At 39.7% G+C, this 9,617-nt stretch carries 10 protein-coding genes, 1 tRNA gene and 1 riboswitch; of the genes, 10 read left to right on the top strand and 1 reads right to left on the bottom strand.

Annotated features, from left to right (window positions below; translation table 11 throughout):
- The first annotated feature begins 177 nt into the window (after positions 1-177).
- From BUE08_RS00015 to scfB, 10 genes are all read left to right on the top strand, one after another.
- Positions 178-423 carry a hypothetical protein gene (locus BUE08_RS00015; protein ID WP_286680055.1) on the top strand — a complete coding sequence of 82 codons (246 nt, stop codon included), beginning with the start codon at positions 178-180 and terminating at the stop codon, positions 421-423.
- Positions 424-452: 29 nt separating this feature from the next.
- A complete protein-coding gene (locus BUE08_RS00020) occupies positions 453-2,834 on the top strand; it encodes a VWA domain-containing protein (RefSeq protein WP_286680056.1) in 2,382 nt (793 codons plus the stop codon).
- A 65-nt stretch (positions 2,835-2,899) separates the two neighbouring features.
- Complete coding sequence (locus BUE08_RS00025; protein ID WP_286680057.1) at positions 2,900-3,298, top strand: hypothetical protein; 399 nt, start codon at positions 2,900-2,902, stop codon at positions 3,296-3,298.
- 12 nt (positions 3,299-3,310) lie between these two features.
- On the top strand, positions 3,311-3,907 hold the full coding sequence (locus BUE08_RS00030; protein WP_286680058.1) for a signal peptidase I: 597 nt from the start codon (positions 3,311-3,313) through the stop codon (positions 3,905-3,907).
- Between the two features lie 91 nt (positions 3,908-3,998).
- The gene (locus BUE08_RS00035; protein ID WP_286680059.1) at positions 3,999-4,568 is read left to right on the top strand and encodes a TasA family protein; all 570 of its coding nucleotides are present in this window, start codon (positions 3,999-4,001) and stop codon (positions 4,566-4,568) included.
- 90 nt (positions 4,569-4,658) lie between these two features.
- Entirely contained in the window at positions 4,659-5,252 is a 594-nt protein-coding gene (locus tag BUE08_RS00040; protein WP_286680060.1) for a BsaA family SipW-dependent biofilm matrix protein, read from the top strand.
- A 107-nt stretch (positions 5,253-5,359) separates the two neighbouring features.
- The gene (locus BUE08_RS00045; protein ID WP_059032931.1) at positions 5,360-6,184 is read left to right on the top strand and encodes an LPXTG cell wall anchor domain-containing protein; all 825 of its coding nucleotides are present in this window, start codon (positions 5,360-5,362) and stop codon (positions 6,182-6,184) included.
- A 94-nt stretch (positions 6,185-6,278) separates the two neighbouring features.
- Complete coding sequence (locus BUE08_RS00050) at positions 6,279-6,911, top strand: class D sortase (protein WP_286680061.1); 633 nt, start codon at positions 6,279-6,281, stop codon at positions 6,909-6,911.
- Positions 6,912-7,007: 96 nt separating this feature from the next.
- A riboswitch (cyclic di-GMP riboswitch) is annotated at positions 7,008-7,085 on the top strand.
- Between the two features lie 14 nt (positions 7,086-7,099).
- Positions 7,100-7,900, top strand: a complete 801-nt coding sequence (locus tag BUE08_RS00055) for a transglutaminase-like domain-containing protein (RefSeq protein WP_286680062.1) — start codon at positions 7,100-7,102, stop codon at positions 7,898-7,900.
- Between the two features lie 185 nt (positions 7,901-8,085).
- A complete protein-coding gene (gene scfB, locus BUE08_RS00060; protein WP_286680063.1) occupies positions 8,086-9,450 on the top strand; it encodes a thioether cross-link-forming SCIFF peptide maturase in 1,365 nt (454 codons plus the stop codon).
- Positions 9,451-9,519: 69 nt separating this feature from the next.
- On the opposite strand, the gene BUE08_RS00065 is transcribed toward scfB, so the two are convergent.
- Positions 9,520-9,596: transfer RNA gene (locus BUE08_RS00065), tRNA-Pro, on the bottom strand.
- Positions 9,597-9,617 lie beyond the last annotated feature (21 nt).

Here is a 9,617-nt window from a genome sequence, read left to right on the forward strand (position 1 = left end):
AAGTAAAAGATTAAAATTTGACAAAAAATATTCCCTGTATTACTCATAATTACAGGGTTCTATGGTTTGATATTTGGTTTTTAGGTGAGAAAGTAAGGATTCAAATGAAAGTCTAATAAAACACCTCCCTGATACAATAAAAATAGAAAAACTACTAGAAGTGCAGGGGGCATCATAATGAACAAGGAACTGATTACAAATGATGATAAAAGCATAAAACAAACTGCTTCCACAACGACATTTGTAATCAAAGCGCTGTATTGTGAGAACGCAAGTGTTCAGGGATATATTCAGTGGCTGGAAGACGAAAAGACAGTCCCTTTCAGAAGTTTAATGGAACTTATTCATTTAATGGAAGTAGCTTTAGAAAAAGAAGGGAAGGGGTTGGTGAAATTTCGTTCGTGGGAAGCTGATGAAGCATGACTTTTGTTACAAGGAGGTGAAAATTAAATATGATAAGTACCTCAAAGAAAGTTTTAGCCACAATTCTTATGATATTGCTTATCTTCACACCGGCAATTACTGTAGTTTCGGCCGATGAATCTGGCACAGATGCTACACCTTCAATTAACGAATTGGTAAATACAGATATACAGTCAATAGATTCTGTAAGTTCTGAAGTTCCCGGTGAAATAACTCAAGATCAGGGCACGGGTAATTCTGAAGAAGGCGGTTCTCCCGAAACAGAGGACCCGGTAGCAGGTGATGAAGAAGTGCAGCCGGAAGGTCCGTCAGATCAAACACCTGATGAGGCTCAACCAGAAGAACCTACAAATCCAGATACCGAACCCCCAGAACAGGCTGCAAATCCTGAAGATGAAGAGGCAAATCCTTCAGAAGAAGGCGGTTCTCCCGAGATAGAAGAACCTACAGCAGGCGGTGAAGAAGTACAGCCGGAAGAGCCGACAACCCCGGAAAATCCTGACGGACAGCCTCAAGATACGGAATCTCCCGAAGGAGAGATACCTGCTGAAGAAGGCGGAGAGGTTTTACCACCGGAAGTTGTACCACCTGAGGAAGTTTTAGATCCTTTAGTTCCTTTAGTGCCTGTAGAAGAATTGCCAATTATTCCGCCGATAGTTTACAATCCGGCTTTAAGCATTTCGATCTCTACAGATAATGATTTTTATAATGTAGGCGAAAACATCAATTACCATATTGTAGTTTTAAATACAGGCGATGTTCAACTTCAAAATATATCAGTAGATGTAAACAGCAGCCTTAAAAACGCGAATGAGATAATATCAGAGCTTACGCCCGGGGGAGAATACCATATTGACGGGGAAATTCCGATAGATCCTTATTTTACTGAGCCGTCTCTTGTGATTCAAGCAAAAGCACAATGCCAGTTTGAAACAAATCTGGTAGAGGCTTCAACCTCTTGCGAAGTATCAATAGAAAACGATCCGTTTCTCGAGCTTCTTCCGCGGCCTCAAGGCATGGATTCAGCAGCTTCGCTGAAAGCATTTAGAAGTTTGCAAACTGACGCCGTTTTAGATTACGGGGCTCCTAAATCAATCATAATGCCGGAATTTGTAGCATCTGCATCCAGCACCGATACTATACAAGTTAACAAAACAGCAACTCCTGCTACGCCATGCAGAAATTACACCGTAAAACTTCAGATAACAGGCACTCCTGCTCCTGCTCCCGTAGATGTAGTTTTAGTAATAGATAAATCCGGCAGTATGAATGATAGAGTATCAGGCAGCCGTACCGTGCTTTATTACGCGAAACAGGCCGCAAAAGAATTCACGGATACAATTTTAGCCGATAGCAACAATCGTATTTCAGTAGTTTCTTTTTCGGGGCCTCAATATCTTGGAGATTTAGGATCAGCTTCTGATGCAACACAAAACATTGCACTTTCGAGCAATGCAACATCGGTTAAAAATGCAATTGACGGAATTACTGCAAATGGTGGAACAAATATAGAAGCAGGATTTTTAAAAGCCAAAAGCATTTTACAAACCAGTGGCCGGCAAAACGCCAACAAAGTAATACTCTTGCTTACAGATGGCGTGGCAACTTGCAGTATAGGAAATGCATCAGGGCCAAACGAGCCTACAAGCCACAATGTTCATACTATAGCAGCATATAATGCAGGACAGAGCTGTTGGAGCATGGCAATGGTCTTTACAGTTGGAATTATCAGCCAGGTCCCAAGCCAGAGTATAACTGTAGCAAGAGAAACCCTTCAATGGGCTCAAAACTCCGGCTATTACGAAGCCAGCGGAGCACCTGATCTTTCAGGGATTTACGACACAATATCCGGTCAATTGGGATACTCGGCAATAGATGCCGTTGTGACAGATATAATAAATGAGAACTTCGAGCTCGTTGATGGAAGTATTACAACAAATCCTAACGCTACAGTGACATACAATGCATCAACAAGGACAATAACTTGGAGCCCGGGCACAATAACGACATTAGCTGAGTTAAGCTATAAGATCAAGGCAAAAGATGGCGTGAAGGGCAATAATTTGCCGACAAACACAAGCGCCGTGCTTCACTACACCGATATAAACGGCACGCCTAATGTAGCAAAAACCTTCCCGATACCAACAGTAAATGTGATAGGCGTGGAAGCCGGGCCTGACTCTATAATAGTTGTCGGAGACACCATTAGCATAGGTCAAAATTTACAGGTGTATGGTTATTCGCCATTCACATACCTTTGGACAAGCAGCACCGATTCTACATGGACTTCAACGAGTGCCAATCCTTCCCTTATGCCGGAGAATGATACTGTCTACACAATTCAAATCACGGACGCTAATGGATGCAAAGCAACTGACAGCATATCAGTTACGGTAAAAAAAGAAGGGTAATTGTAAAGAAGTTTGTTGAAAACGGTGATTATGGAATAGATACTGTAAAAGAGTTCGCTATACATGTGAATGGCCCTTCGGGGAAAAAATGGAATACACTTGTAAAACACAATGATCAACAGATAATCGACGGATTGTGGCCGGGAAACTATACTGCAAGCGAAACAGTTCCAATGGACTACAGTTTAACAAATTTAACAAACCAAAGTTTTACGATTACAAGAGATATGATTTTAAATGATGTTGCAGTGACTATAACGGCAACTAACAAAAAAGTCAACGATTCCTGGTTTAGAGATGAGACAGAAAAGAACAATTCATTCACAATCGCAGTATCTTACAGCGGTTCCAGCACTGAGGGGCAAAAAAGCAGCACAGAAGTATTGCTGAGCTTGGTAGATCTGAAAGCTGTTTTACCTGATAAAGAAAAACTTTTAGCATCAACAGAAGAATCTGAAGCGTAAAGAGATGGCAGCATGAAAAAGAACACAGTTTGCAAAGTAAAAAATTTCCTATCAAATGCAATATTGGTTTTGCTTACCTGCACGGTTATACTACTCCTGATTTTTATAGCGCAGAGCAAAATTACAGAAAAGGCTCCGTCTATAGGCGGCTACCAAATGTATATAGTTATGAGCGGAAGCATGAATCCCACTATTAAAACAGGAAGCCTTGTGATAGTAAAACCTGCAGGCCCAAAAGAAATAAAGGCTCAAGATGTTATTACTTTTAGAGGCGAACAGGACGGCGAAAATACTACCACACACCGGGTAATCGATATATATGAAAAAGGCGGGCTCTTTTTCAAGACAAAGGGTGATGCCAATGAAGTCGAAGACCCAATGCCGGTAAGCGCGAATCACTTAATAGGAAAAGTTGTTTTTACAATACCCTACATCGGTTATGCGTTTTACTTTGCAAGATCAAGAGGCGGAATTCTGGTTTTACTTGCTGCATGGGTTCTCTTTCTCGCAGTAGAACTGGCGAAAATCATAGTAAGTGAAAGAAAAGGGGACAAAAATAAGAGCGAACGGAAAATAAACGAGGGGGAGATCACAAAAGAAGAAGCATAGAGGGGTAAATAAGAAGAATTAGGGACTGCGTGCAATAAGTTTCACTTAGATTAGAAAGACAAAACCTCAAAAAACCTGAGGAGGGTTTGGAATGAAAAAAAGTTTACTCATAGGCCTGCTTATATTTTCACTTGTCGCCCTCCTGGTGGTAGGCGGAACCATGGCTTGGTTTACAGATACAAAAGAAGCTAGCAATAATTTTACTGCAGGGACAGTTAAAATACAGATACTAGAAAATGGTCAAACCGGCGCTGTAGTAAAAGAAAATGTAAATCCCGGCGACACATATGACAAAGAAGTGAAGGTTCAGAGCCTAGGAACAAAAAGGACATATGTAAGGGTCAGCATAAATCCTGTATGGGAGGGAAATCTTCCAATAAACAATGTCAATCTTATCTTTGCTTCAGGAGAGCTGGGAACTAATTGGGTAGATGGCGGAGACGGATGGTACTATTACAAACATATCTTAGCCGCAGGAGCTCTTACTGAACCCCTTCTTTCAAAAGTTGAGATTACAGGAAGCTTGACAGGAGACGATTATCAAGGCAAAAAACTTACCGTAAATGTGAAGGCTGAAGCTGTTCAGGCATCTCACGAAGCATATAAAGATGCGTTCGGAATTACCGCTCTGCCGGCGGGTGTAGAGATATGGACAGAATAAAGAAATATTCCGATATGCAGTAATTAAACAATCGAAGACAAAGCATGTATAGTTAAAAAACAAAATAAAAAATTTTAGGGAGGATTTAAAATGAGAAAGAATTTGTTAATAGGTTTACTGGTGTTTTCACTGGCCGCCCTCCTGGTGGTAGGCGGAACCATGGCTTGGTTTACAGACAGTCAGACGGCCGATAATAAATTTACAGCCGGAACTGTTGCAATTGAAATTGATGAGCATGACTTTCAAGACATAACAAATTGGAATCCCGGAGATACTACAAATAAGGATGTAAGCATAAAGAGCACAGGTTCAAAAGGAACATATGTCAGGGTGAAATTAACGCCGGTTTGGGGCGCCCTTGACGGAGACGATTTTATAGAAGCAGATCCTGCTCTTCCAACAACCAATGTTACGCTGAACATATCCGACTCTACTAAATGGATTTACTCAGATGGTTGGTACTATTACTCTGAAATAATGAGTCAAGATGAAGAAACGGATTTACTTTTAGACAGTGTAACAATTGCCGGTCTAGGAACAGACAATAGTTATCAAGGAAAGACGCTTAAAGTTGACGTTGAAGCTGAAGCCGTTCAGGCATCTCATGAAGCGTATAAAGATGCGTTCGGAATTACCTCTTTGCCAGACGGCGTTGAAGCATGGAGCGAAAGCACACCTGAATAAGACCTAAAATCAAGCAGCATAACCTCCAAGGCATGCAGTCTTGCATGCCTTGGCCACCACCTTAGAGGTGAATAAAATTCACCCCCCGACAAAGGAGGGTAGTGAAGGTGAATAAAAATATAAAAAAATATCTCATAGTGCTTTTGGTCTCGTTTTTTGCAGCGAGTGTTTTTACGATGTATGGTGCAGAAGGAGTTTTTGCTGCCGACGATGTGGAACTTAGAGGCGATTCTTCAGGACTTGTCTTAGTGCCGGAAGGCGGAAAGCTTTTTGACCTAGGGCGCATGAATCCGGGCGATGCAATAACACGAACGCTGAAGATAACAAATAATTACAGCAGGCCCTTCACTCTCTATATGCGCGCTGAAAGAATTGGAGATGAGCCTACAGGCGCCGATTTGTTAAAACAACTAAGACTTACTATTTCATATCAAGGTGAAGTTATTTACCGGGGTCCTGCTACCGGAGCAAACAGCGAAAGTTCTGGTGGTATTGGAGATATAAGCAGCAATATAAGCCTTGGAAGGTTTGCCTCGTCAGAAAGTAGAAATCTAATTGCAACTATTGAACTTCCGGGTCCTGAAACAGGAAATGAGTTTCAAAATGCTACGGCAGAAGTGAGATGGATTTTTACCGCAGAAACTAGCGGCGGAGGAGGAGGCGGCGGAGGCGGTAAAAAAGAAGAACCGATAGAAGAACCTCCGGTTGAAGTGGAAGAGGAGCCCGTTCCGGAAGGAGAGCCAATACCTCCTGAAATAGAAATTCCTGAGGAGGCCCCTCAAGAAGCTGCCCCTATTGAAATACCTATTGAAGAAGTTCCTATGGGAGCACCGGCAATGCCGAAAACAGGCGAAGAACTTCCATATATATATTATATAGCAGGCATTGTAGCGATTGTTGCAGGAGCCAGCTTAACCATAAGAAGAAAGTGAAGTGCTTAACTTGTTATAACCAACATCCCCTATATATTGCCTGGAATATATTTTACAATATAATCCAGGCAAATTTTTAAAGATGGTGAGGATTATGAAAAGGTTTATTGCTGTAATACTAATTTTGTCTGGCATATTTTTAATATCTTATCCGAAACTAAAAGAAGCCTACTTCGATTATCAACAGAAAAAGCTTATTGAAACATGGAACAAGACAATGGAAGATCTGGGAGATTATCCAGACGAAGCACCGAAAGAAGATACTTCTGCGCCGCTTGCAAGCAAAAAAAATGATTATCTTATAGAATATATAAACTCTCATATGGAAGGCATGCTAAAAATTGATAAAATAAATATTTTCTTGCCCATATTAAAAGGCGCAACAAAAACCAATCTTGATATTTCGGCAGCTTCAGTATCCGGCACGGGTAATCCGGGAGATATAGGCAACTACTGTATTTCGGCACATCGGAGCCGGAGTTACGGTAGGCAGTTTAACAGATTAAATGAACTTAAAAAAGGAGATAAAATCGAGATTATAGTAAAGGATAAGACGTTTACTTATGTAGTATCCGAGACATTTCTTGTTGAGGCAGAAGATACCTGGGTTATGCTGCCGCAAAAGGACAAAAAACTCTTAACTCTTATTACGTGCGATTACAGCAGGAAACCTTACCCAAGATTAATAGTAAGAGCTAACCTTTTGGAATCAGGTGAGAATATATAGCCTGATTTTTTTATGCTTGAAAATCTATGTAAATTATGGTAAAATTAGCCTAAATTGAATATTTGATTCGAGAGAATTTTTTTTAGTTAAACTTTCAAACGATAAAGGCAAACCCGTGGAAACGCGGGGACGCAAAGCTAGAGGGCCTTCTCAAGATGGCAGCCAGCTACCGAAAGGAGAGTTTTATTTTGCTTAAACTAAAGAGGATACTCTGCCTTTTGATGTGTTTTTTGTTTATGCTTCCAATTTTAAACAAACCTCTTGCAAGCCAGGCAGATGTATTTGATTTTAGCGATGCAGAACTTGGAATAGTAAAGGTAAATCAGGCGCTGAAAGATAAGAAAATAAAGGTAATGATTCAAAAGAACAATGTAAGTTATTTTTACGATGTAAATAATGTTGGGCAAACACTTCCGCTTCAGATGGGTTCAGGCACATACAAACTGACGCTGCTGGAGTATATTGACAGCAACAAGTACTTGCCTAAAGACAGCAAAGATATAGAGGTTAAATTAGCAGACGAAAAATTGCCTTTTTTACAGTCAGCATCTCCGATTTACTGGGATAAAAACGGGGAAGCGGCTAAGATGGCTGCAAAGCTTTCAGAAAACTTAAGCACTGATGAGCAAAAAGCATATGCCATATATGATTACATAGTAAAAAACTTTGAGTATGACAAAGATAAGGTCAAAAGCCTTAACAGTAATTACATACCCTCAGTGGAAGAAACGCTTTCTACAAAAAAAGGTATATGTTTTGACTATGCGGCACTTTATGCTGCAATGCTTAGGAGTATTAACATACCGGCAAAACTTGTCAAGGGCTATAAAAATGACGTAAGCGAGTATCATGCATGGAATGAAGTATATCTTCAAAATCAAGGCTGGATTACAGTTGATGCATGTTATGATTCCATAATGTCAAAAAGCGGTAAAGCAGTTTCATTTAAGAAAAATGCAAATGAATTTAAAAAAGAGAAAGAATATTAGCTAGAGGGGTTTAATAAGGGTAATTATATACATAGAAAAACAATAAGCACTTTGTGGTGTAAAAACCGCAAAGTGCTTATTGTTTATACGACATCAAAATCAAACTTTAAACCAAAAAGGTTTTATGTTAAAATTAGGAGAAACTTAATCAGTTAAAAGCAAAAAAACAGTAGGAGAGGATGTATTTGGCAGGCCAGATTCATAAATTTAGAGTATTTGACAAAAATCTAGTCTTGGATGTAAACAGCGGCTCGATTTTTGAGGTAGATAATATAACGTATGATGTACTGGATTATTATAGAGTTTTGTCTGATAATGATATAATCGCAAAGCTTAAAACCAAGTATTCAAAGCTTGAGATAGAGGAAGCCTTAAAAGAAATTAAGGCAATGGAAACCGAAGGATATCTTTTTAGCAACTTGGATACAAATGCTATTCTAGACAAACTAGATACAAGGCAGTACGTAAAAGCTCTTTGTCTTAACGTTGCCCATGACTGCAATTTACGCTGCAAATATTGCTTTGCGTCAAAGGGAGATTATCACGGCAAAAGAGAAATAATGAGCAGCGAAGTAGGTAAAAAAGCCCTAGAATTTCTTGCAGAAAATTCGGGAGACATGGAAGATGTGGAAGTTGACTTTTTTGGCGGTGAGCCATTGCTTGCTATGGACACTGTAAGAGAAGTTATCTCTTATGCGCGTATACTCGAAAAAACATGGGGTAAAAGATTTCATTTCACAATAACAACAAATGCAGTGCTGCTAGATGATGAAACTATTGAATATCTCCATAAGAATATGGACAACATAGTTTTAAGCCTTGACGGTAGAAAAGAAGTAAACGATTTTATTCGAGTGAGAGCAGATGGCAGTGGCAGTTATGATAAAATAGTGCCTAATATAAAAAGGGTTGTGGAACTTAGAGAAAAGGATAACAAAGAATATTATGTAAGAGGTACTTTTACAAAGCACAATCTTGATTTTGCAAAAGATGTTTTTCATATTGCCAACTTGGGAATTCGCGAAATATCTCTTGAACCGGTTGTTGGAAAAGAAGGGGATTATCTTTTAGAAGATAAAGATTTAGATACTTTATGGAAACAGTACGATGAAATTGCCAATGAATACATGAACCGTAAAAAAACCGGTAAATTACCCTTTAAATTCTATCATTTTAACATAGATATATATAATGGGCCATGTGTATATAAAAGAGTATGGGCCTGTGGAGCAGGCAGAGATTACCTTGCAGTAACTCCTTCGGGAGACATATACCCATGCCACCAGTTTGTAGGGCAAGATGAGTTTTTAATGGGAAATGTGGCTAATGGAAAGCTTGACCAGAAAATTGTGGATATACTAAAGGATACACATGTCTTTGCAAAAGAAGAATGTTCCCAGTGCTGGGCCAGGTACTTTTGCAGCGGAGGATGCAATGCTAACAATTTGCTAATTTGTGGCGATATGAAAAAACCCTATCATATTACTTGCGAACTCCAGAAAAAACGAATTGAATATGCTATTTATTTAAATTTGTTTTTATCTGAATAGAGACGAATAAAAACAGCCATGTAGGCTGTTTTTATAATCAATGAAGGCTTCTTTGCTTTATATTATTTATGGTCGGGGCGGCGGGATTTGAACCCACGGCCTTTCGGACCCGAACCGAACGCGCTACCAAACTGCGCTACGCCCCGATGCACCTATTATACTATAAT

It is taken from the genome of Tepidanaerobacter sp. EBM-49, from assembly GCF_001896645.1.
Lineage (GTDB): Bacteria > Bacillota > Thermosediminibacteria > Thermosediminibacterales > Tepidanaerobacteraceae > Tepidanaerobacter > Tepidanaerobacter syntrophicus.